Origin of the sequence: Aeromonas sp. S16(2024), assembly GCF_041403065.1 — a bacterium.
GTDB lineage: Bacteria > Pseudomonadota > Gammaproteobacteria > Enterobacterales > Aeromonadaceae > Aeromonas.
On sequence record NZ_JBGLQX010000012.1, the window covers coordinates 12,328 to 34,995 of the forward strand.

Here is a 22,668-nt window from a genome sequence, read left to right on the forward strand (position 1 = left end):
CCTTCTCGGCAGGGATGATCCGCCTTCGCGAATACCTGTCGGTGACCGAGGCGGTGCAACTGGCCGACGAGCTGCTCTACCACGTCAAGCAGCATGGCAAGCAGCATGGCAAGCACAATATCGCCTATTACCAGGGGCAGGAGATCAGGCTGATCCGAGACCCGGGCACCAACCCGGTCACCTGATCGGCCCGGCTTCTGCCGCGCCCCCTCTATCTGCTACCATCCCGGCCACGATCATTGTTCCCGTCCCGGCCCTGGCCGCGATAACCCCACACTGGTGCCCTATGTCCATTGCCTCCTTTGCCGAACTGGCCCTCTCCCCCCGCCTGCAGCAGACCCTGAGCGATCTCGGCTATGCCGCGCCGACCCCTATTCAGGCCAGCGCCATCCCCCTCATTCTCGCGGGGCGGGATCTGATGGCGGGGGCCCAGACCGGCACCGGCAAGACCGCCGCCTTCGTGCTGCCGCTGCTGGAGCAACTGATGCAGCAGCCAGCAAACGAAGCTCCTCGCCCCATTCGAGCCCTGGTGCTGGTGCCGACCCGCGAGCTGGCGGTACAGGTCTTTGATAGCGTCACGCGCTACGGGCAAGGCACGAGCCTCACCAGCGCCCTGGTCTACGGCGGGGTCAGCATAGCCGCCCAGGTGGAGGCGCTTCAAGCCGGGGTGGATATCCTGATCGCCACCCCGGGCCGCTTGCTCGATCACCTGCGCCAGGGGGCCTTGAGCCTTGGGAGCCTGCGCCATCTGGTGTTCGACGAGGCGGACCGGATGCTCGACATGGGCTTTATGGACGAGATCAAAGCCCTGCTCAGACAGATACCGGCGGATCGCCAGACCCTGCTGTTTTCGGCCACCTGCGACGACAACCTCTTTGCCCTGAGCCGGGTGCTGCTGCGCGACCCAGCGCTGATCGAAGTGGCACCGCGCAACACCACGGCGGCCGAGGTGGAGCAGCGGGTCTATGCGGTGGATGGGGAGCGCAAGCTGGCGCTGGTGGAGCACCTCATCAAGGTGAAGGGTTGGGCCCCTGTGCTTATCTTCAGCCGCACCCGCCAGGGGGCGGACAAGCTGGCCCAGCAGCTCGGCAAGGCGGGCATCAATGCGCTCGCCTTCCACGGCGATCTGTCGCAAAGCGCGCGGGAGAAGGTGCTGCTGGAGTTTCGCGCCGGCACCCTGCAGGCGCTGGTCGCCACCGACGTGGCGGCTCGCGGGCTGGATATCAGCGATCTCAACTATGTGATCAATCTGGAGTTCCCCCATCAGCCTGAGGATTACGTCCACCGCATAGGTCGCACCGGCCGCGCCGGCAACAAGGGGCTCGCCATCACATTGTTCAGCCCGGAGGATGCGCCCCTGCTGGAGAAAGTCGAAGCCGTGCTCGACACCCGGCTGCCCCAGCAGTGGTTCCCGGGCTTTGAGCCGGATCTCACCCGCTTCGACCCCGAGCCGCGCCGCAGCGGCAAGGCCGCCCAGAAGCAGAAGGCCAGAAAACAGGCCCTCGCGGGCAACAAGGGTGGCAAGGGGCGAAAAGCCTGACACAGGGGATCTTGCGGGGGGCTCGGCCATGCAGCCCCCCGCTTCACCACTATCCTGGTGCGGGTGAATGGGGCTGGCTCCCGCTCTCCTAACGTTCTCCTATCGCTCTCCTATCGCTCTCCTACCGCTCTTTTACTTGCCCCCTCCAGCTCTGCCCTCTTCCCCTGACCGGCCGACCCCTTTGCCACACTCTGCTACAAAAGAGGTAGTAAAAGGGCACACTCTGGCCACAAAGCGGGAGTGCAATAGAGGCATGGACAAGGAGAACCCCATGAAACCCGCATCCCTTCGCTGGACCCTGCCCCTGACACTCACCCTGATCTGGCTGCTTGGCCTGACCCAGTGGCCCTCCGGCCTCTGGCCCTGGCGCCACGATCTGCTGATCCTGACCGGCCTGCTTGGCCTTGGCGCCATGACCCTCTCCCTGCTGTTGGCCCTGCGCCTGCCGAGGCTAGAGGTCTGGTGCGGCGGGCTGGATCGCATGTTGCACCTGCACCGCAGCAGCGCCCTCTGGGCCAGCAGCACCCTGATGGCCCACTGGCTGCTGGTGGAGGCCCCCAAGTGGGCCGTCGCCGCCGACTGGCTGACCCGCCCCGCCCGTCGCGGTGCTGGTGCTGGTGCTGGTGCTGGTGCTGGCAACGATGCCCTCTGGCACAGCCTCGGCAATACCCTGGGGGAGTGGAGTTTCTATCTGCTGCTGGCCCTGGTGGTGGTGAGCCTGCTTGCGGTGGTGCGCTACGAGCGCTTCAAGGTGGTCCACCGGCTGGCCCCGGTCATCTACCTGATGGGCTGGCTGCACGCACTCTGCCTGCTGCCACGCATCGGCGCCCTGACCCCGGTCGGCCTGACCCTGCTCATCGGCGGCGGATTGGGGGCCATGGGGGCGCTCTACTCCCTGTTTGGCCGGGTAGGCCGGGACGCGCGCCACCAGGGAACGGTGAGCGCCCTCACCCCTCTGGACGAACGCACCCTGGAGATCAAGATTGCCCTTGCCACCGCCCTTCGCCACTACAGTCCGGGCCAGTTCGCCTTCTTCGACTTCGCCGGGCGCGGTGAGCCCCACCCCTACACCTTGGTCAATGTCTCGGCGGATGGTCGCACCCTGACCCTGGCCGTGCGCGCCCTCGGGGATCACACCCGCTGGCTGCACCGCCACCTCAAGGTGGGGGATGCGGCCATTGTGACCGGCCCCTATGGCGCCTTCGCCCTGCCAGACTCGGCCCCCGCCCTCTGGATGGGCGCCGGTATCGGCATCACCCCCTTCGTCGCCTGGCTGGAGGCCCTGGTGCGCCGTCGCGAGACACGCCCCGGCACCACCTTGCTGCAATGCGCCCCCACCGCCGAGGTCGCCCCCTATCACGCCCATCTGGCCGAGCTGTGCCACCGGGCCGGGGTCGAGTACCGGCTGCACCTGGAGTCCGAGCTCGGTCGGCTGGATCTGGCCGCCCTGGGTGAGCGCCAGCACACCCCGGTGTGGTTCTGCGGCCCCGAGCCCATGGCCCAGACCCTGGATGCCCATCTGGCCACCCCGCTGCACCGGGAGCTGTTTCGCTTTCGCTAACCTCAAGGTGAAGCGCATAGATTCAAGCGCATCATCAAAAAGGGCCTCCCCGGGGAGGCCCTTGTCAGATCAGATGACCTCGCTCACGACCTCTGACTAACCCCCATAAAATCTCGAACAAGGGCTGCGCCCCTCATTCGGGTATTGATGCATATGAAATGAATAAGCATCATCTCGCGGCCCTCTGGTCATGGATTCGGATGTTGTATGTCCTTTGAGAAAAAACACGGTGATTTCATCTTCAATGTGCATGATCACCTGGTCATCTGTGAGCTGATCGGCCCTTTCAATGAAGAGGGTATGCTGGCGTGGATTACGGAGATAAAGCGGGTGGTGAACAGCCTGGACGGGAAGCCTTTCTGCGCCCTGGTGGACCATCGCCAGCATCAGGGGGTGGTGCTCTCCGCCCTGTACCATCTGCAGGAGACCTATGTGTGGCTCGCCCAGAAGAACCTGGTGGCCATCGCCTCACTCTATTCGGCCAAGGTGCTCCATCACATCGCCCTCTCCTGCCTGTCCCTCACCCACCCGGGCCATATCCAGGCATTCAACGACCCTCAAGATGCCATCGCCTGGCTTGATGCCCAATATCAGGCGCAGTAGTCCACCCGGCCTGTGCTGATACGCGATGTGCCGCGCTGTCATCACCCTGGTCCGGATGAACAGGCCGCTATCCATGCCCTGAGGTACTGCGCCCGGCAGCAGCCGATGACGGCTCCCACAGCGGAAGCACATCGACAACCGGGATCACCACCTTGGTGACTGTCAACCCCGGCAAGGCGCCATCCGGGCCAAGGGGCGTCTGCGCCGCCCGCACGCTACCGCCCCAGAAGCTCGCCACCAGTATCAAGGCCCCGGCCAACCCGTATTTGATCCACGATTTCATCGTCTTGCTCCCCTCTCTTTGGCCCCTTGCCACCCCAATGGCAAGCGGGCCCATTTATCAGTGGGCAGAAGATAGGAGGGATTTGTGAGGGAAGCATGAGCTTCTGTGAAGGGAAGGTGAAGTCTGGGGAAGGCAGGAAAAATCAGGGGAGACCGGTAGCGAACCACGATAAACAGGGCTGCTGGCGGTACGAGGGATTGAGGGCGGCAAAAGTTAAAAACCAACCGGCGGCACAGACAGCGCCCCCTCACCCTAGCCCTCTCCCGAGGGAGAGGGGATGGTCCGTGCCAATTCCAAGCCCGGTTGCCAGACCAAATCAGAGACGCATATTTGCGCCCTTCTCCCCTTGCGGGAGAAGGGTTGGGGATGAGGGGGAGGTAACAATAAGCCACATAATGTAGGGACGATTAGCGCAGCGTAATCGTCCGTTTACCGCCACGTACCGAGTCATGGCAAGACAGGCAGGACACTCTGGATATCAGCGGCCTCTCGGCCATGACCTATTCGCGATCGTCCGAATACGCCTCGCGATTCGAACCTGATGCCCTCTAAAGAGGACAAGGTTTAGTTGACTATTAAGACAGAAAAAATCAATCTAAATCTACTCTTAGGCAGATAATTTGAGCACTTATGGCCATGGAACTCCAAAGCAGGCTTATTTTCATTGATACATCAGCATTCGAAAACAAAAATTTTCAATTTGACTCTCATAAATTAGATCAGCTCTGCGGTTTCTTAGAAAAAAGAAAATTACACTTGCTGACAACCGAAATAACAATTCAGGAGGTTAAAAAACACCTGAAAGAGAAAGCGAAAAAAGCGGCCGGCACAATAAAAAAGGCTCAGAAGGAGGCAATGATTCTCAGAAACACCCCAACTCTTGATTGTCATGGAATTTTTTCAGACCTAAAAGAAGATGACATTAACAAGATTCTGATGGATGCATTTGATAAATTCTTAACGATTAGTAATGCTGAGGTTGTCCCAATAAACATTGTTGATGCATCAATTGTTTTTGAGAATTACTTTAATAGCCTTCCACCTTTCTGTGGAGAAAACAAAAAGAATGAGTTTCCTGATGCATTTGTTTTAGAAGCTGTGCGCAAAGTAAGTGAGGAAAGAGAGCATCTACTTTATGTAATTAGTTGCGATGGAGATATGAAGGCATATGCAGAGCAATATGAAAATATTTTCCATCTAAAAACCGTAGATGAGCTAATCAACTTAGTTATAAGAAATGAAGCTGAATTAAGCGAACCGGTATCTTTTGCGGATAAGGTGTTCACTAGACTTGAATCCGAAATTATAGAAACCATTCACGCTAAACTTTCAGATATGGAATTTTATCCTGACAGTAGCTATTACTTAGATGTCGATATCGAACGTATTATTGTTAACCAAGTAAGTGTAATCGACAAAAACCTTATAGAAGTTAGCCCACATAGGGCAACCTACGAATTGGAAGTTGAAATTTCGGTGAGTGCAGAATATTCAGCTGCAAATTATGAAGATTCTCCGTGGGATCCTGAAGACAGAGAATACGTTTTTATAGTGACCGATAGATTACACATTAATCACAAAGAGAAAACGTTCGTCGATGTGAGCTTAAATTATGATGATGAGCTTGTTGCTCGCGCCACAGTAGACGACATTGAATTTATTGATTCCCTAATATCTTTAGATATGGACGACGCCGAGATCACTCTTCAGGAGTCGTCTTATGTTCCTGATTATTATGAAGAATAAAAACCCACCCGTATAACCGGTGGGTTTTATCATTATCACCAGACTAACTCGGGATATTTACCCCAGCGGCGGCGTGCGCGGCGGCACCTGGCGCTTGCTGCCGATGGACTCGAAGGCCGAGGCGACGCGCAGCAGCTTGTTGTCGTCATAGGCGCGACCGGCGAAGGTCAGGCCTACCGGCATGCCGATATCGGCCATGATGCCCATGGGGACGGTGACGGTCGGCACGCCGAGATGGCGGATGGCGAGGTTGCCGTTGGCGACCCAGATGCCATTGCTCCAGGCGATGTCGGCGGAGGCCGGATTCACATCAGCATCGGCCGGGCCGACGTCGGCGACTGTGGGGAAGAGCACGGCGTCGAGTTTGAGCTCGTCCATCCAGTCTTCCAGATCCAGCTTGCGGGTCTGCTCCAGACCACGCAGTCCGTCCGGCACCGAGGCAATCTCGTCAAAGCGTTTCAGGCCGCGCTTGGCCATATTGACGTACTCGTCCATGCCCGCCGCCAGATCGCCCTCGCGGTTCGGCAGGGTGCCAGGATCGTGGGGGAAGATCTGGGGGCCATCCACATCGGCCAGCTTGTTCAACTTGGGATCGCCGTTGGCGCGCAGGAAGTCGTCGAACGCCCAGCCGGAGAGCTCCCACAGCTCGTCGTTGAGAAACTCAGGTGACACTATGCCGCGATTGAACACGGTCGGTGCGCCGGGTCTGTCCCCTTCGCAATTGGAGACCAGGGGGAAGTCCACTTCGATGACTTCGGCGCCAGCGGCTTCCAGCGCCTTGCGCGCCTCTTCCCAGAGGGCAATCACGGCCTCGCGGGTATGGATGCGCTGACCGGTCGGGCCGCCGATGCCGGGGTGTTCGCTGGTGCCGGCCAGTTCATCCTTGTTGATAAACATGCGCGGCACGCCGAGGCGCTTGCCCTTGAGGGCGTCGGGCTTGGCAGCCAGATCCAGATAGGAGGCCGGACGCACCTCGGAAGCCTTGGGGATCTTGACCCAGGGCTGCAGGCGCCAGAGATCGCCACGGGTGTCGGCATCGTCGGCGACCACCACGTCCAGCACTTCCAGCAGATCGCTCATGGTGCGGGCGTAGGGCACCACCACATCCATGGTCGGGGTCAGGGGCCAGTTGCCGCGCACCGAGATGACGCCACGGGACGGGGTGTAGGCGCACAGGCCGTTGTTGGAGGCCGGGCCCCGGCCGCTCGACCAGGTCTCTTCGGCGAGACCAAAGGCGGCGAAGCTGGCCGCGGTGGCGGTACCGGCGCCGTTGGAGGAGCCGGAGGCAAAGGGCGCGGTGAGATACTCCGCGTTATAGGGGCTCTCGGCACGGCCATAGACGCCGCGCTGCATGCCGCCATTGGCCATGGGGGGCATATTGGTCTTGCCGAGGCAGATGGCACCGGCGGCACGCAGGCGCTCAACGGTAAAGGCGTCGCGCTGGGCCACCAGATCCTTGAAGGCCGGGCTGCCGGAGGCGGCAGTCAGCCCCTTGACCAGATAGCTGTCCTTGGCGGTATAGGGGATGCCGTCCAGCGGCCCCAGGGTCTCGCCACGGGCACGGCGGGCATCGGACGCTTGCGCCTCTTTCAGGGCATCGGGGTTGGGCACCACGACGGCGTTGAGGCGGGTTTGTGTCTCGGGGCCGTCATAGGCTTTGATCCGGGCCAGATAGGCCCCGACCAGTTCGACCGCTGTGGTGCGGCCGGATTCGAGCGCACCGCGCAGCTCGGCAATGGAAACCTCTGTCACTTCGATCATGTTGATCTCCTGTAGAAGGGTGACTGTTTGTCATGATGATCGCCGCATCGGCACCTGCGACCATCAGGTCATCAAGCGATAAAACCCCACGGCGTGGGGTTTTGAATACCAACCTCAGCTGGCGTAAACCGGTTTACGACCCGTCGCGAGAGGCCGTCAGCAAGGTGAAGAGCAGCGCAGGAACCGGAGTGTATGTGAATACATGAGCCGTTTGTTCCACATAAGCGAGCTGCACATAAGCCTCTAATAACTGCCTCGCAGCAGGATCGTCATCCGGTTCTTACTGACCGGAAGGGATCTGCTGGGTAATGCAGTGAATATTGCCACCGCCCAGCAGGATCTCGCGGGCCGGGACGCCGACCACGGTGTGCTCCGGGAAGATCTCTTCCAGAATGCGCTGGGCTTCACCGTCGGTGGCGGCATCCAGCAGCGGGTAGACGATGCGATCGTTGGTGATAAGGAAGTTCACATAGGAACCGGCCAGACGACCTTCTGCCTCGCGCGGCACACCGCTGCCGCTCTCGACGCCGGCAGACTCCTCCTCGGTGCAGAACAGCGGGCCCGGCTGGGGCAGCTTCCAGATTTTCAGCTTGCGACCCTTGGCGTCCATCGCCGCTTCCAGCACCTTGAGGGCGGCCAGGGAGCGGGCGTACTGGGGATCAGTCTCATCATCGGTCCAGTGCAGGGCCACTTCACCCGGACGCACGAAGCAGCACATGTTGTCGATGTGGCCGTCGGTCTCGTCCATGTAGACGCCTTCGTCCAGCCAGATAAAGCTCTTCACCCCCAGGTAGTCGCGCAAATGCGCTTCGATCTGCTCCTTGGAGAGGTGCGGGTTGCGGTTTTCGTTGAGCAGGCACTCGGCCGTGGTCATGCAGGTGCCTTCACCGTCCACGTGGATGGAGCCCCCTTCCAGAATAAGCGGTGCGGCGTAGCGATCCATGCCGTGCTGCTCCAGCATCTGGGCCGCCACCTTTTCATCCTGATCCCAGGGGTAGTAGAGACCGCCCTTGTGACCGCCCCAGGCGTTGAAGCCCCAATCCACGCCACGGCACTCGCCGGCGGCGTTGGTGACCACGGTCGGGCCTGTGTCGCGGGCCCAGCAGTCATCGCTGTTCATCTCCACCAGGGTGACGTGGGCGGGCATGATGACGCGGGCCTGCTCCATAAACTGGGCCGGCACCCCCATAAAGACCGGGGTAGCACCGCCGATGGCATCCGCCACCTTGGCGAAGGTTTCTTGCGCGAAGCGACCGGCGACGCGCCAGTTGTCCGGGCGGAACGGCCAGATCATCCAGACGGCCTGCTGGTGCGCCCACTCGGCGGGCATGGTGAAGCCGTCGGCGGCCGGAATGGAGTTGATGGTCTTGATGCTCATCGCAAGGCTCCTTGCATGGATTGAGGCCCCCGATTTATCTGGGAACCCTGGAAAAATAACAGTGGGTCGCAGTGTAAGAAGTTGCGTGCCCATCCATCAAATGAATAGGATGGATTGTCCCATAAACACGGCGAATAATCCCCCATGAAACTGCACCAGCTCGACCTCAATCTGCTGCTCGCCCTTGACGCCCTGATGACACAAGGGAGTGTGACCCGCGCCGCCGAGTCGCTCTTTATCAGCCAGCCCGCCATGAGCCATGCCCTCAATCGCTTGCGGGCCTTCTTTGACGATCCGCTGCTGGTGCGCACCCCCCAGGGGATGCTGCCGACCCCCCGGGCCCAGCGGCTGCATCTGGGGGTGCAGCAGGTGCTGCGGCTGCTGGAGCAGCAGCTCAGCGAGGAGGAGCTGTTCGAGCCGCGCCAGTCGAAGCGCCGCTTCGTGCTCTGCACCACGGATTACGTTGAGTGCGTGCTGATCCCGCCGCTCATCCAGCGCCTCAAGAGGCTGGCGCCCGGGGTCACCATAGAGATCCGCATACTGCGCGACACATTGCCGGAGGCGGAGCTGGCGAGCGGCGAGATCGATCTGGTGCTGGGCTTTGACGAGTACATGCAGGTGCCGGGGTATCTGGGCAAGGAGACCTGGCTCACCGAGCCCCTGGCCGGGCTGGTGCGCGCCACCCTGGAGCTGGAGGAGGAGCGCATCACGCTCGAGCAGCTTATCGAGATGCCCCACGTGTTCCACTCTCCGCTCGGCACCTCGGAGGCGAGCCTCGACCGCTATTTGCAGAGCCTGGGCCATAGCCGCACCATCTCGGTCAACAGCCAGAGCTATATGTCCGCCGCCGCCATCGTCAGCCAGAGCGACCACCTCTTGGTACTGCCGAGCATGGTGGCCGAGCTGCTTGCCAACCACTGGCCGCTGAAAAGCCTGCCCCTGCCCGAAGACGTGCCGGATTACCATCTCAACTGCGTCTGGCATCCGGTCCATGCGCAACAACCGGCCTTGGTGTGGCTGAAGGATTTGATGAAGGATCTGGTGAGTCCGGTGTAGTGGCTACATTCAACTCAGGTTAGTACCCCCTCATCCCCAGCCCTTCTCCCATTCTTTTGCAAGAGAGTGGGAGAAGGGAGCCTGTCCCCGTCAACGGAAAGTTCGTGGACAACCGGCGGGCCTGCCCAGGTGAGCCCCTCATCCCCAGCTCTTATCACATTCTTTTGCAAGGGAGTGGGAGAAGGGAGCGGATCGGCGTTCAGTGGAAAAGCGGGGGCAACCGACACGCCAAGGCAAGAAAGATTCAAAGCTCCAAGACTCCAAGACTCCAGCTCTTTGGCTCTTTGGCTTTTTGGCTCTTTAGCACTACAGCCTATTTCGAGCCTCGCCTCCACCAGCTCCTCGATCGATTCCCTCTCCCTCCGGGAGAGGGTCAGGGTGAGGGGAAGCGCTCACCTCGCCTCTGAGGCGACCGGCAGCTCCCCGCGGGCGACGGCGGCCGCCCCGCGCAGGAAGGCGAAGGGGGACTCATGCATCCTGGCATGGCGCACCGGCACCAGCTGCTTCAAGCGAGTGGCGGCCTGGGCCTTGAGCACGGCGATGGGATCCCTGTCATAGGGCGCGGGCGGCAGCCAGGAGTGAGCTTCGCGAGGAAACTGTTCCCGCAGGGCCTTGCCGACGGCGAAGCGCTGTGCGATGGAGAGCTGTGGCGTGGTGAAGTACGCCAGTATCGCCCGAGACGTTGCCTTCCTGGTCATTCCCTATCCTCCTGCCGATATCCTCAAGGGGGCAGGCAGCGGGGACAAATATAGGCCCAGAGGGCCGGGATTCAGCGGCGAGGGGTCAGGGCAGCCATCAGCTGATCGACGACCGCGCCCAGCAGGGCACGGTCTGGGTGGCACTGGGCGAAGGTCACCAGCCCCTGGATGTTGACCTGCAAGAAGGCGGTCAGGGTGGGGATGTCGCCCCCGGGGGCCAGCTCCCCCCGCTCGCTGGCCTGACGCAGCAGCTGCGCCAGGTCGCTCTCCAGCTCGCCATAGATGACCTTGAAGCGCAGGTGCAGCTCTTCATCCTGCTCCGCCAGCTCCATCAGGGTGCGGGTCAGCAGGCAGGAGCCTTGCAGGGCATCGTCCACCAACTGGGTGAAGTAGGCCTTCAGCCCGGCCAGCGGGCTCGGTTGATCGAAGCAGCGACGGCGCAGGGCGCCCTTCTCCTGCACATAGTGATCGACCGTCGCCAGCAGCAAGCCCCGCTTGTTGCCAAAGGCTGCATAGAGACTGCCCGGGTGCAACCCGGTCGCCGCCACCAGATCCTGCATGGTGGTCTTGGCATAGCCTCTGGCTCGAAACGCCTCCATGGCGCTTCGCAGGACAAGGTCCCGATCAAATTCGGCACTGCGCATGGGATCTCCGCTGGCAAGGGCCCGGCGTACCGGGGAACAGGGCGGCAAGTTTACCCCAGCAGGCAGGCAAGACCAATCCATGTTGAATGCTTGCTCAAAAAAGGCTTGCGTACAAACCAAAAAACGTCTTGAATGCCCATTCAAGAATCACCCCCGAGGACGCTCTGCATGGATACCCTGTTTCAACCTTACCGCCTCAACGGCACCCTCACCCTCGCGAATCGCTTCATGATGGCCCCCCTCACCCGCTGCATGGCGGGCCCGGGACTGGTGCCGACCGCGCAGATGGCCGCCTACTATGGCCGTCGCGCCGACATCGGCCTCATCATCTCCGAAGCCACCATCATTCGCCCGGACGGCCAGGGCTATCCCAACACCCCGGGTATCTACAGCCCTGAGCAGATCGCAGGCTGGAAACAGGTCACCGAGGCCGTGCACGCCAAGGGGGGCAAGATCTTCGCCCAGCTGTGGCACGTGGGTCGCCTCTCCCACCCCTTCTTCCATCAGGGCGAGGTACTGGCACCGTCCGCGGTCGCCCATGAGGGCACAGTGCCGCGCATGCGCGAGCTGGTGTATCAGGTGCCCCGCGCCCTGACAGTGGCCGAGATTGGCCAGCTGGTCGAGGATTACGCCCAGGCCGCTGCCAACGCCATCGAGGCGGGCTTTGACGGGGTGGAGATCCACGGTGCCAACGGCTACCTCATCGACCAGTTCCTACACCACTCCAGCAACCTGCGCACCGACCAGTACGGCCAGACCCCGGAGAACATGAGCCGCTTCGCCCTGGAGGTGGTGGATGCCATCAACGCCCGCATCGGCAGCGAGCGGGTGGGCCTGCGCCTCTCCCCCGGTGCCTATGTGCACCTGGAAGGGGATGCGCGGGATCGCGCCGTGTTCGACCATCTGCTGGCCGAGCTGAACAAGCGTGCCCTGGCCTATGTGCACCTCGGCATCTTCGATGACAGCCTCACCTTCGACTACCTGGATGGCCGCGCCTCCGACTACCTGCGCGCCCACTACGACGGGCACCTGGTGGGGGTGGGCAACTACACGGCAGAGACCGCCGCCGACGCCATCAAGGCCGACCGCTTCGACCTCGTCGCCATCGGCCGCCCCCTCATCGCCAACCCGGATTACCTGAGCAAGCTCAAGGCCGCCGAGCCACTGGTGCCCTACTCGGAGGCCATGCTGGCGGAATTGGTATAAACCGCGCCGCCCCCTGAGACCGCTCTGTGGCCGGCACCATGCTGTCGAAGCTGGTACAAGCCGCCAGATCCGAGTCATCCACAGGCCGGGCCGCCGTTGCCCGGCCAGCTTGTTCCTGACCAAGGATGGGATCCGCGCCCTGGCGCGGGTTTCCAATGTTTGGGCCCCTCTCCCGGGCCCTTTTTTGTGCCCGCCTTTTGCCTCATAAAGTAGTTGCCACCAACAACCAGTTGGCTATATTGGTTGCAGGTAACAACCAGAAGGACACTCACAAGATGGATCCCCGCCCCCTGCGCGCCCTGTCACGGGAACTGGTACGCGAACTCGGCATGCTCTCCCAGCAGTGCGGCTCCCTGGCCCTCAGCCCCCTCGAGGCCCACCTGCTCATCGAGCTGGAGAATGGCCCCGCCACCAATCAGCAGCTCGCCGAGCGGCTGCGCATCGACAAGTCCAACGCCAGCCGCCCCCTGGCCCGCCTCGCCGAGCGGGGGCTGATCGCCTGGCAGCCGCACCCCTCGGACGGGCGCAGCAAACAGGCGACCCTCACCGAACAGGGATGCGCGCAGCTCCATGATCTGCACCGGCAGATGGACGAGGCCATGGCCGAGACCCTGGCCCAGCTCGCCCCCGAGGAGCGCGAGCGGCTCTGGGACGGCATGCGCCTCTATCGCAGCGCCCTCTCCCGCGCCCGCCGCCAGCAGGGCTATCGCATCAGGCCCATAGCGCCTGAGGACAATGCCGCCATCGCCGCCGTGGTGCGCGCAGTCTCTGCCGAATACGGCCTCACCGCCGACAAGGGCTACGGGGTGGCGGATCCCAATCTCGACTTCCTCCATGAGACCTATCAGGGCGAGCACAGCCGTTATTGGGTCATAGAGGGGCCGGACGGCGCCATCCTAGGCGGCGGCGGCATAGCCCCCCTGGCGGGGGAAGCCGGGACCTGCGAGCTGCAGAAGATGTACTTCCTGCCCGCCCTGCGCGGCCTGGGGCTGGGGCGGCGGCTGGTGCTGCAGGCCTTGGCGGAGGCACGCACGCTCGGTTACCAACGCTGCTATCTGGAGACCACGGCCGATCTGCGCGAGGCCACCAGCCTCTACGAGTCGCTCGGTTTCGAGCACCTGCCGGGCCCCCTCGGCTGTACCGGCCACGACGCCTGCGAGATCTGCATGGTGCTGGATCTGGAGTAGAGCGCCCCCTCATCCCCAGCCCTTCTCCCGCAAGGGGAGAAGGGTGAAAAACAGGATTCCGCTCTCTTTCGGACAGACCCCGGATGGTTCCCTCTCCCTCTGGGAGAGGGCCAGGGTGAGGGCCGTTTGCTACCGGCAATAGGCTGGACCATAGCCCCCAGCGCCTGTTCTTATTAGGCTAAACGACACAAAAAAGAGACCCCGCCGAAGCGGGGTCTCTCTTGTCATCAGCCACCCGCAGGGCGCGGGCGGGGTGATCAGTGCTCGCGGGTCTGGCGGAACTGGACGTCCGGGTGACGCTCCTGTGCCAGGCGCAGGTTGACCATGGTCGGCGCGATATAGGTGAGGTTGTCACCGCCATCCAGCGCCAGGTTGACCTCGTTCTTGCGCTTGAACTCCTCGAACTTCTTGACGTCGGTCCCTTCCACCCAGCGGGCGGTGGAGACGTTGACCGCCTCGTAGATGGCCTCGACGTTGTATTCGCTCTTCAGGCGGGACACCACCACGTCAAACTGCAGCACACCGACCGCACCGACGATGAGATCGTTGCTGATGAGCGGACGGAACACCTGCACCGCGCCCTCTTCGGAGAGCTGCACCAGCCCCTTGAGCAGCTGCTTCTGCTTGAGGGGGTCACGCAGGCGGATGCGGCGGAACAGTTCGGGGGCGAAGTTCGGGATGCCGGTGAATTTCAGATCCTCACCCTGGGTGAAGGTGTCGCCGATCTGGATGGTGCCGTGGTTGTGCAGCCCTATGATGTCACCGGCGCAGGCTTCGACCGCCTGCTCCCGGTCACCGGCCATGAAGGTGACGGCGTCGGAGATGTTCACGTCCTTGCCGATGCGCACGTGGCGCATCTTCATGCCCTTGGAGTAGGTGCCGGAGACGATGCGCATAAAGGCGATGCGGTCGCGGTGCTTGGGATCCATGTTCGCCTGGATCTTGAACACGAAGCCGGAGAACTTCTCCTCGGTGGCCACCACTTCGCGGCTCTCGGCCTTGCGCGGCATCGGAGACGGCGCCCAGTCGGTCAGGCCGTCCAGCATGTGGTCGACACCGAAGTTGCCGAGCGCGGTCCCGAAGAAGACAGGGGTCATCTCGCCGGCGATGAAGGCCTCGTGATCGAACTCGGGAGAGGCGCCCTGCACCAGCTCCAGTTCGCCGCGCAGCTGGGCGGCCAGATCTTCACCTATGGCGGCGTCCAGCTCCGGGTTGTTCAGCCCCTTGACCACCCGCTTCTCCTGGATGGTGTGACCCTGACCGGTCTGATACAGATAGGTCTCGTCCTTGTAGAGGTGGTAGACCCCCTTGAAGGACTTGCCGCAGCCGATGGGCCAGGTGATGGGGGCGCACATGATCTTCAGCTCGCGCTCCACCTCGTCCATCACTTCCATGGGATCGCGCACTTCGCGGTCCAGCTTGTTCATGAAGGTGAGGATGGGGGTGTCGCGCAGCCGGGTCACTTCCATCAGCTTGCGGGTCCGGTCTTCGACGCCCTTGGCGGCGTCGATGACCATCAGGCAGCAGTCGACCGCGGTGAGGGTACGGTAGGTATCTTCGGAGAAGTCCTCGTGACCCGGGGTGTCGAGCAGGTTGACCAGGCAGTCCGCATAGGGGAACTGCATCACGGACGTAGTGATGGAGATACCGCGCTGCTTCTCCATCTCCATCCAGTCGGATTTGGCGTGCTGACCCGAGCCACGGCCCTTGACGGTACCGGCGCGCTGGATGGCCTGTCCGAACAGCAGGACCTTTTCGGTGATGGTGGTTTTACCCGCATCCGGGTGCGAGATGATCGCAAAAGTGCGTCTCTTGGAGACTTCACTCAGAAATTCAGCTGACATAATTCGACGTTCTTCTATTGAGCGGCGGCCTTGGCCCCCGTGGGAATAAATGCGGGACAGCACCTTGGGATCAGGGCTCCCATGCAGACAACGACGCCACGCAGCCGGGTCATGGAACCCGCAGGTGGAAAAAGGAGGAGCGCTGCGTTACATGGGCCTTCTCGCCTGAGTCAAAGCAAAATTGCGCGACATTATACCCGCGCGAGTGAAAAATACCCAGCCCGGCATGAGGGGCTGGAGGGCTGTTCGGGATCAGGCCGCCTTCACCACCCGGTTGCGCCCCGCCAGCTTGGCGCCGTACATGGCCTCGTCGGCCCGGCGGATCAGCTCCCCGAGATTGTCATCCTCTGCCCTGTACTCGGCACAGCCTATGCTGACGTGGATGGGGTGATCCTCAGGCACCCCCTCGATGACGAGGCGGGAGACGGCAATCCTGACCCGCTCGGCCACCTCGGCCGCCTCCTCAAGATCGGTGTCCGGCAGCAGCACCAGAAACTCCTCCCCTCCGTTGCGCCCCACCCTGTCCAGGCTGCGCACCTGCTCCTCGATGCACTGGGCCACCGCGGTCAGCACCTGATCCCCCACCTGGTGGCCGAGCCGGTCGTTGACCTTCTTGAAGTGATCTATGTCCAGCAGCAGCACGCACAGGGGCTTGCCGCTCTCGCGCGCCTGGGCGAACCATTTGCGCCCCTTGGCCTGGATCTGGCGCCGGTTGTGGATGCCGGTCAGCTCGTCTGTCATGGCGAGGTGCTGCATCTTGCGGGTGCGGCCCCGCTGGTGGATCACCAGTATCCCCATCACCAGCAGCGACAGGACCACCACCAGATATTGCCAGTAGCGCCGCTCCTGCAACTGCTTGAGCTTCTCCGCCTGCAACTGCTGCTGGGATCTGAGGGTCTGGTTCTCCAGCTCCTTGCGCGCCAGATCGAACTCGAAGCGCATCTGCAGGGCCCGCTGCTCCCGCAGCCGCTGATCCAGTGCATGACGGGTCTGCACGAAGGCCTTGAGGCTGGCCAGGGCCTCCTCGATCCGCCCCTGATGCTCCAGCACCCGGGCGCGCACCTCGTGCACCCAGGCGAGGAAGCGCAGGTTCTGCTCCCGGGCAAATATCGGCTCGGCCTCGTCCAGGTGCCGCAGCGCCTCGGCCGGTTTGCCCATGGCATCCAGCGCTGTGGCCATGACGATGTGCCAGTGGCCCAGGGTCACGCTGTCCGCCCCCTCCCCCTGATGCAGCAAGGTGGCAGCCTGCTCCAGCTTGGCCATGGCCTGCGCCGTCTTGCCCTGCCTGAGCAAGATGGTGGCCAGCTCTATCCTGCTCCAGGCCAGCACCCCGTCCTGCCGCTGCGCCTCATAGTAGCGCTCGGCCTCCACCATCAGCGGCAGCGCCTTGTCGTACTCTGCCGTGTCCACATAGAGCAGCCCCTGCTGGGTGTGGATATCCACCAGCCGCTCGACATCCCCCAGCGTCCGGTAGTCGTGCTCCAGCTCCTGGAAGTAGCCCTCGGCCCGCTCGAAGAGCCCCATCCGGCGATAGGCATTGGCGATCCTGGCCAGCACCTCGCGCCCCTTGGCCTCCAGCCCCAGGGCCTCGTAGCGGCGGTGGGCATCGATAAGATCCATCAGCCCCTCGGCCAGCTCCCCCTGGTAGGAGTACATCTCCCCCCGCAGGGTGAGGATGTCGGCCCGCTGCCGCTCATCCCCCAGCCTGCGCGCCAGGATCAGGGCGGCGTCGTAGTCCTGCCTCGCCTCGTCCATGTTGCCGAGCAGTTGCTGATGATAACCGCGACAGGCGAGCAGGCCGCTCTCGGCGACCCTGTCCTTGCGGCCCCTCACCTCTGCCAGCGCCTGGTCGGCAAACTGCACGGCGCGCAGGAACTCCTCGTCCCGCTCGCTCGGCTGGGCCCAGCACTGCAACCGGGCGATGCGACCCTGCACCTCGGGCGGATAGGCATCGACATGGGCAACCAGGGCGGCGACACGGGCGCGATACGCCAGCAGGGGCGGCGCATCATCCTCCAGCTGCTGCAACTCCCGGGAGAGCGCGGGCTCGGTCAGCCGGGGAGACACCGCGAAGGCGGGTGTCACTCCCAGCCATAACAGCAGGCTAACGCCCATCAGGATCTTCATGCTGATTCAGTCTCCCCGTTCGATGGCCCGGACGCCGTGCCCGCCGCCTCAATCATATCCCTCCTTGCCATGGGCGCACAGCCACGGCATGCATTGCCCTGTCAGCGCTCAATCCTGCTATCTCATTCTTTACAGAAGGAAAGTCTGCATCGACTATAAGCGAACTGACACAAGGGAAGGGATGATGAATGACCTACGAGGAGCTGCGGGAGGCTTACGACAGGTTGTTGCTGGAGAACGAGCGCCTCAAACGCATCGCGGATGACGCACGGGAGAAGCTGGATGCCGCCATGGACGGCACCGGCCTGTGCATCTGGCAGAACCATGTCCCCACCGGCAAGCTCATCATCTTCAACCGGCGCTGGGGATCCATGCTCGGCTATCAGCCCAAGGAGCTGTCTGCCCACTTCGACATCTGGCGCGAGCACCTGCACCCGGAAGACAGGGAGCGGGTGCTGCAGGCCTTCTTCGACCACCTGGAGGGCAAAAGCCCCTTCTATCAGGTGATGCACCGGATGATCGCCAAGGACGGCAAGATCACCTGGGTGCTGGACCGCGGCCGGGTGGTGGAGCGGGATGCCCAGGGCAACCCCATCCGGGTGATGGGCACCCACATCGACATCACCCACGAGAAGGAGTACGAGCAGCAGCTGGCCCAGCTCGCCCACCGGGATCCCCTCACCGGCCTGCTCAATCGCACCGCCCTGCACCGCCAGTTTCCGCAGGAATATCAGGCGATCTGCTTTATCGATCTCGATGACTTCAAGCAGGTGAACGACAACCTGGGCCACCGCGCCGGGGACGAGCTGCTGGTGGCCCTCAGCCAGCGGCTGCGTCACTGCTGCGGCGAGGAGGTCAGGCTGGGTCGGCTCGGGGGGGATGAGTTCGTGCTGCTGCTGCCCTGGCCGAGCGAGGATCCCCGCACCAGCCACCTGGCCCGTCAATGTGTCGACACCATTACCACCCCGTTCGAGCTGCCCAATGGGGAGGCGGCCGTGGGCATGAGCATGGGGATAGCGGCCATTCGGCCACAGGATGATTTCAGCACGGCGCTGGCCCGGGCCGATCAGGCCATGTACAGGGTCAAGCGTAGTGGCAAGCGGGGATTCTATATCGCCAGGCCGAGCGGCCAGCCGCTGCTGGATCAGGATCAGGTCAGCGAACGGGGCCTCTACCACAGGGCCGACATCTGACACCGGAGCGGCGCCAGCCCGCCCCTAGCCGCGTTGCCAGCGCCTGAGCAGGCGGCCCCGCAGACCGCAGTCCAGCAGCCAGCTGTTGTCGAACACCCGCAATATGGCCGACTTGGCATGCCTGGACATGGCGACGGCGTGGAAGCGGGTCTGCTGTGTTCGCCGCCGGTTCATCCGATCGAGCAGGGCATGGGGCAGGCTCTGGGCGATGAAGTCGGAGATCACCAGCACGTCCGCCCTGGCAAAGTCAGGTTGCTCCAGCTGCATCAGCGCCTGCTCGAGGCAAGGCACCAGATCGGTGCCGCCGTGGAAACTCATGGAGAGGAAGCGCTCCGCCTTGTCCAGCCCGGTGTCGGCGGTGATCTCCAGGGTCGCCACCTCGGTAGAAAATAACATTAGATAGCAGCCCCGCTTCTCGTCCATCGCCAGCTTGAGCAGGGCGAGGAACAGCGCCTTGGCGCACTCTTCCGGATAGCCTCCCATGGAGCCCGAGGTATCGACGCAGACGATGAAGGGCCCCCGCGGCTGCACCTCCTGCCCGCCCTGCTCCGGGGAGCGCTGCATCAGGCGCTGGCGCGGCAAGGTGCCCCGCGACTGATAGCTCAGCAGGCGCCGCTCCAGATAGCGGCGATAGAACTCCAGCTCCAGCTCCGGCAGGGCCAGCATCACCGCCTCGCTCGGCAAGAGGCGCATCAGATCGCTGGCCGGGTGCACCCCCACCAGATCGTCAGGCACGTCGTCGGTCTGCACCTCTTCCAACTCGTGCATGGGCACGGGGGGCAGCGTCCGGGCGTCGGTCCGCCGATCCCGCTCGCTGCGCCCCAGCAGGGCCGCTATCTCCCCGAGCAGGGGTTCGCGCTGCAACATGCGGGCATATTGCTGCACCAGCACCAGGCTGCGCTTGTGCCAGCTGCCCTGGGCCAGATCCCAGAGCCCACCAGCGGAGATCTGGTGCGGATCCAGGGCATCGGCCAGGGTCCGGTTCGCCAGCAGCTGATCCTCTATCTCCTGGCGCTGCTTCTCCCGCTCCGCCTCGGCGATCTGCTGCTGCAACTGCAGCAGGCTGCCCACCAGGCTGGCCCGCCACTTCTCCACGAACAGCTGACGCAGCCCCTCGGTCGGCTGGGCCACTATCTGGCGCACTAGGCTGCGGGCATCCCCGGCGAAGGGGCTGTGCTGCTCCAGCGCCTCAAGCAGGGCCGGCAGCCGCCCCACCAGCTCGGGCAGGGACAGCAATCTGTGGGCCTGATAGAGCAGGTACTCCTGCTCCAGCGCCACCGGCACCGGCTTGTGGCGCATCTCCTCGCCGAGCTGCTCGCTCCAGCTCTGGATGCGTTTTTTCAGCAGCTTGCCCTGCAGCGGGGAGCGTTTGAGGAATTCGGAGATCTTGGGGGTGGAGGCCAGCAGCAGCGCCATCTCCCCCGCCAGCTCCCCCTCACCGATGAGGAGCCCCAGATCCATCATGCCGATCTCTAGCATGGGCACTCCCTATGCAAGGGACGCACGGCGCCATGCTGCCGGGGCGGCAGGCGGCCAAGGGCTGGTGGCGGCGTCAGTCCGGAGCGCATCAGGCATCCAGCCCGGGCAGGCGATCCCGCCATTGCTGCAGCTCCTCGCCCAGCCGTTCCAGGTCCCGGTTCAGCACGAAGAAGCTGTCCTCCACCTGGCGCAGCCAGTGCTCCCCGACAAACAGGTGGGGCTGGTGACGATCGAACAGGCTGCGCTGCCCCTTGAGGCTCTGCTGCACCCGGACAACCTGGCTCGCCAGCTCACCGAGCTCCGCCTGCCAGGGGGCCGTCACCACCTCGGGAATGGGGGTTCGCTCCACCAGCACCAGGGGCACGGGCTGGCGCTGGACATCCAGCACCTGCAGCCGCAACTGCTCGTCCAGCACCAGCTCGTAGTGCCCCTCCTTAGGGTTGCCAAGGGGCCAGCCCACCAGCGCCTCCCCGGTGGGGTGCCAGTGGGAGAGCAGGGTGCGATCGAAGGTGAGGGTCTCGGTCAGGCGCTCGGGATCCCCGCCATCCAGGGGCGCCGGGGTGAGCAGCTGGAAGTGCACCTGCTTGCCGAAGGGTTTGGCGTTGGCCAGCGGCAACTCGATGCCGCGGGCGCGGCGGCCGAACCACTGCTTGCGCTTGACCGCCTTGCAGGCGAGGCGCTGGGCGACGGCCCCCTTGAGCTGCTTGAACCGCTCGCGCAGGGCCAGCAGCTCGCGGGTCAGCACCAGTTGCTGGTAGCCGTAGAGGCGGGAGAACTCGCCGATCATCTCCAGCAAGGCGGTGCGGGAGGCCTCGTCGTGCCAGAGGCAATCCTTGAACAGCAGCAGATCCAGCGGGGCCACCTCGTCGCGGCCATTGAAGAAGGCGCTCGCCTTGATGAGCCTCACCGCCTTCTTCCAGCGCCGATCCGACACATAGCAGCCGTTACCCAGCTGGCTGTCGAGCTGCTGGCGCAGCTGATAGATGAGCTCGAAACAGGCGTCGGGCAGGCGCACCTGCTCGATCTCCGCCTGCCAGGCCTCGTACTCCTCCCCCCGGATCTGCACCGAGGGGGGCAGGTTCTGGTGGGATTGGCCATCGCTCGCCAGCATGGCCTGGAAGTTGGATTTCTCCTGCACCCTGTCCATCCAGATCCGCACCAGCATGCGATCGTAGAGCGCCTCCAGTCCGCTGTCCGGGGCGGGCAGCTCATTCGATGCGGTCACCAGCAGCCGCATGGGAATGGGGTGCTGGCTGTCGCCGTTGCGGAACTGCCGCTCGTTGATGGCGGTGAGCAGGGTGTTGAGGATGGCCGGGCCCGCCTTCCAGATCTCGTCGAGGAAGACCACCTCGGCCTCCGGCAGGTAGCCGTGAGTCAGCCTCAGGTACTTGCCATCCTCCTTGAGCGCCTGAATGGAGAGGGGGCCGAACACCTCCTCCGGCGTGCTGAAGCGGGTCATCAGGTATTCGAAGTGACGGGCATCGTGAAAGGCGAGCTTGAGGCGCCGGGCGATCAGGCTCTTGGCGATGCCGGGGGGGCCCAGCAGGAAGACGCTCTCGCCACTCAAGGCCGCCAGCAGGCCGAGCCGCAGCGCGTCCTGGCGCTCATAGAGCCCCTCCCCGAGGGCGGCCAGCAGCCGTGGCAGGCGCTCATGGATGGGGGTGGCACGAACAGTATTCTGGGCTAAAGGCGGCATAGGCACAGTTCCGAAGCTGGTATTGTCATAGTGTCCACGGGGTCCGGCCTCTGGCCCCGCCTCACTGTCATGGTCTTTTGAGTCTGGTCATCCCGCGGTCGGGACCCTGCACAGCCCTGGCGGGACAATCCCGGCACGCAAGGGGGTGCAGCAAAACCTGCGAGAGTGTACTCTGCGCATCAGAATTTACCCCAATGCAGATCAAGAGTGAGCCTTCGCATGCAAGATCCCCTGCTGGACCCACTGCGTCAGCGCATCCTGGCCCGGATGGGCATCCCCCTCTGGCAACTGAGAGCCCGGGGCCTGCCAGACACACCGGCAGACGCTGCGGCAACTGTGCACCCGCAGGTAAAGATGGCGGCAGAGGATGCGGCGGCCCCACGCCAGCCGGTGGCGGTGCCGACCGGCAAGCTCTGGCTGCAGGCCGAGGCGCTGCCCGCGCCCTCTTTGCTCGGGGATATCTGCCAGTGGCTCGGCATAGGCACGGACGAGGTCTCCTTGCTCGGTGAGCTGCCCGAGGGGATAACGCCCCCCCTGCTCTGGCTGACGGCCCCGGATCCGCGCTGGCCCCATGCTCTCATCTGCCCGCTCAAGCCCAACGCGGCGCACAAGCGCGCCCTGTGGCAGCAGTGCCGGCAGCGCCAGCCCGGTTGAAGCGTCCACCCG

19 protein-coding genes are annotated in these 22,668 nt (G+C 63.4%); 10 read left to right on the plus strand and 9 right to left on the minus strand.

What is annotated here, in order from left to right; translation table 11 throughout:
* Nucleotides 1-14: 14 nt before the first annotated feature.
* From ACB030_RS10700 to ACB030_RS10715, 4 genes are all read left to right on the plus strand, one after another.
* A complete protein-coding gene (locus ACB030_RS10700) occupies nt 15-185 on the plus strand; it encodes a hypothetical protein (protein WP_371159642.1) in 171 nt (56 codons plus the stop codon).
* A 101-nt stretch (nt 186-286) separates the two neighbouring features.
* Nucleotides 287-1,540, plus strand: coding sequence for a DEAD/DEAH box helicase (locus ACB030_RS10705; RefSeq protein ID WP_371159644.1), 1,254 nt, complete (start codon nt 287-289; stop codon nt 1,538-1,540).
* Between the two features lie 253 nt (nt 1,541-1,793).
* On the plus strand, nt 1,794-3,101 hold the full coding sequence (locus tag ACB030_RS10710; RefSeq protein WP_371159646.1) for a ferric reductase-like transmembrane domain-containing protein: 1,308 nt from the start codon (nt 1,794-1,796) through the stop codon (nt 3,099-3,101).
* Nucleotides 3,102-3,401: 300 nt separating this feature from the next.
* Nucleotides 3,402-3,704 carry a hypothetical protein gene (locus ACB030_RS10715; RefSeq protein ID WP_371159648.1) on the plus strand — a complete coding sequence of 101 codons (303 nt, stop codon included), beginning with the start codon at nt 3,402-3,404 and terminating at the stop codon, nt 3,702-3,704.
* Between the two features lie 67 nt (nt 3,705-3,771).
* Here the strand turns inward: ACB030_RS10715 and ACB030_RS10720 are convergent, their stop codons facing one another.
* Nucleotides 3,772-3,987 (minus strand): hypothetical protein, encoded by a 216-nt coding sequence (locus tag ACB030_RS10720; protein WP_371159650.1) that lies wholly within the window; start codon nt 3,985-3,987, stop codon nt 3,772-3,774.
* Between the two features lie 630 nt (nt 3,988-4,617).
* Between ACB030_RS10720 and ACB030_RS10725 the strand changes: the two genes are divergently transcribed.
* Nucleotides 4,618-5,733 (plus strand): PIN domain-containing protein, encoded by a 1,116-nt coding sequence (locus ACB030_RS10725; protein ID WP_371159652.1) that lies wholly within the window; start codon nt 4,618-4,620, stop codon nt 5,731-5,733.
* Between the two features lie 57 nt (nt 5,734-5,790).
* On the opposite strand, the gene ACB030_RS10730 is transcribed toward ACB030_RS10725, so the two are convergent.
* A complete protein-coding gene (locus ACB030_RS10730) occupies nt 5,791-7,494 on the minus strand; it encodes an amidase (protein WP_371159654.1) in 1,704 nt (567 codons plus the stop codon).
* Between the two features lie 280 nt (nt 7,495-7,774).
* Complete coding sequence (aguA, locus tag ACB030_RS10735; RefSeq protein WP_371159656.1) at nt 7,775-8,872, minus strand: agmatine deiminase; 1,098 nt, start codon at nt 8,870-8,872, stop codon at nt 7,775-7,777.
* A 144-nt stretch (nt 8,873-9,016) separates the two neighbouring features.
* On the opposite strand from aguA, the gene ACB030_RS10740 reads away from it, so the two are divergent.
* A complete protein-coding gene (locus ACB030_RS10740) occupies nt 9,017-9,928 on the plus strand; it encodes a LysR family transcriptional regulator (RefSeq protein ID WP_371159658.1) in 912 nt (303 codons plus the stop codon).
* Between the two features lie 392 nt (nt 9,929-10,320).
* On the opposite strand, the gene ACB030_RS10745 is transcribed toward ACB030_RS10740, so the two are convergent.
* Together ACB030_RS10745 and ACB030_RS10750 are read right to left on the minus strand one after the other, a co-directional pair.
* Nucleotides 10,321-10,626, minus strand: a complete 306-nt coding sequence (locus ACB030_RS10745) for a DUF2252 family protein (protein WP_371159660.1) — start codon at nt 10,624-10,626, stop codon at nt 10,321-10,323.
* A 71-nt stretch (nt 10,627-10,697) separates the two neighbouring features.
* On the minus strand, nt 10,698-11,270 hold the full coding sequence (locus ACB030_RS10750) for a TetR/AcrR family transcriptional regulator (protein WP_371159662.1): 573 nt from the start codon (nt 11,268-11,270) through the stop codon (nt 10,698-10,700).
* Nucleotides 11,271-11,438: 168 nt separating this feature from the next.
* Here ACB030_RS10750 and ACB030_RS10755 point away from each other — a divergent pair, with 168 nt between their 5' ends.
* Nucleotides 11,439-12,476, plus strand: coding sequence for an alkene reductase (locus ACB030_RS10755; RefSeq protein ID WP_371159664.1), 1,038 nt, complete (start codon nt 11,439-11,441; stop codon nt 12,474-12,476).
* A gap of 275 nt (nt 12,477-12,751) precedes the next feature.
* Entirely contained in the window at nt 12,752-13,663 is a 912-nt protein-coding gene (locus tag ACB030_RS10760; protein WP_371159666.1) for a GNAT family N-acetyltransferase, read from the plus strand.
* Nucleotides 13,664-13,920: 257 nt separating this feature from the next.
* Here the strand turns inward: ACB030_RS10760 and prfC are convergent, their stop codons facing one another.
* Nucleotides 13,921-15,510: a peptide chain release factor 3 gene (gene prfC / locus ACB030_RS10765; RefSeq protein WP_106887777.1), complete on the minus strand. Its 1,590-nt coding sequence runs from the start codon at nt 15,508-15,510 to the stop codon at nt 13,921-13,923.
* A gap of 249 nt (nt 15,511-15,759) precedes the next feature.
* Nucleotides 15,760-17,634 (minus strand): diguanylate cyclase, encoded by a 1,875-nt coding sequence (locus ACB030_RS10770; protein ID WP_371159668.1) that lies wholly within the window; start codon nt 17,632-17,634, stop codon nt 15,760-15,762.
* Nucleotides 17,635-17,822: 188 nt separating this feature from the next.
* On the opposite strand from ACB030_RS10770, the gene ACB030_RS10775 reads away from it, so the two are divergent.
* Nucleotides 17,823-18,827, plus strand: a complete 1,005-nt coding sequence (locus ACB030_RS10775; protein ID WP_371159670.1) for a diguanylate cyclase domain-containing protein — start codon at nt 17,823-17,825, stop codon at nt 18,825-18,827.
* 24 nt (nt 18,828-18,851) lie between these two features.
* Here the strand turns inward: ACB030_RS10775 and viaA are convergent, their stop codons facing one another.
* Nucleotides 18,852-20,306 (minus strand): ATPase RavA stimulator ViaA, encoded by a 1,455-nt coding sequence (viaA, locus tag ACB030_RS10780; RefSeq protein ID WP_247627829.1) that lies wholly within the window; start codon nt 20,304-20,306, stop codon nt 18,852-18,854.
* An 88-nt stretch (nt 20,307-20,394) separates the two neighbouring features.
* The gene (locus ACB030_RS10785; RefSeq protein ID WP_371159673.1) at nt 20,395-22,002 is read right to left on the minus strand and encodes an ATPase RavA domain-containing protein; all 1,608 of its coding nucleotides are present in this window, start codon (nt 22,000-22,002) and stop codon (nt 20,395-20,397) included.
* Nucleotides 22,003-22,221: 219 nt separating this feature from the next.
* Between ACB030_RS10785 and ACB030_RS10790 the strand changes: the two genes are divergently transcribed.
* Entirely contained in the window at nt 22,222-22,656 is a 435-nt protein-coding gene (locus tag ACB030_RS10790) for a hypothetical protein (protein ID WP_371159675.1), read from the plus strand.
* Nucleotides 22,657-22,668 lie beyond the last annotated feature (12 nt).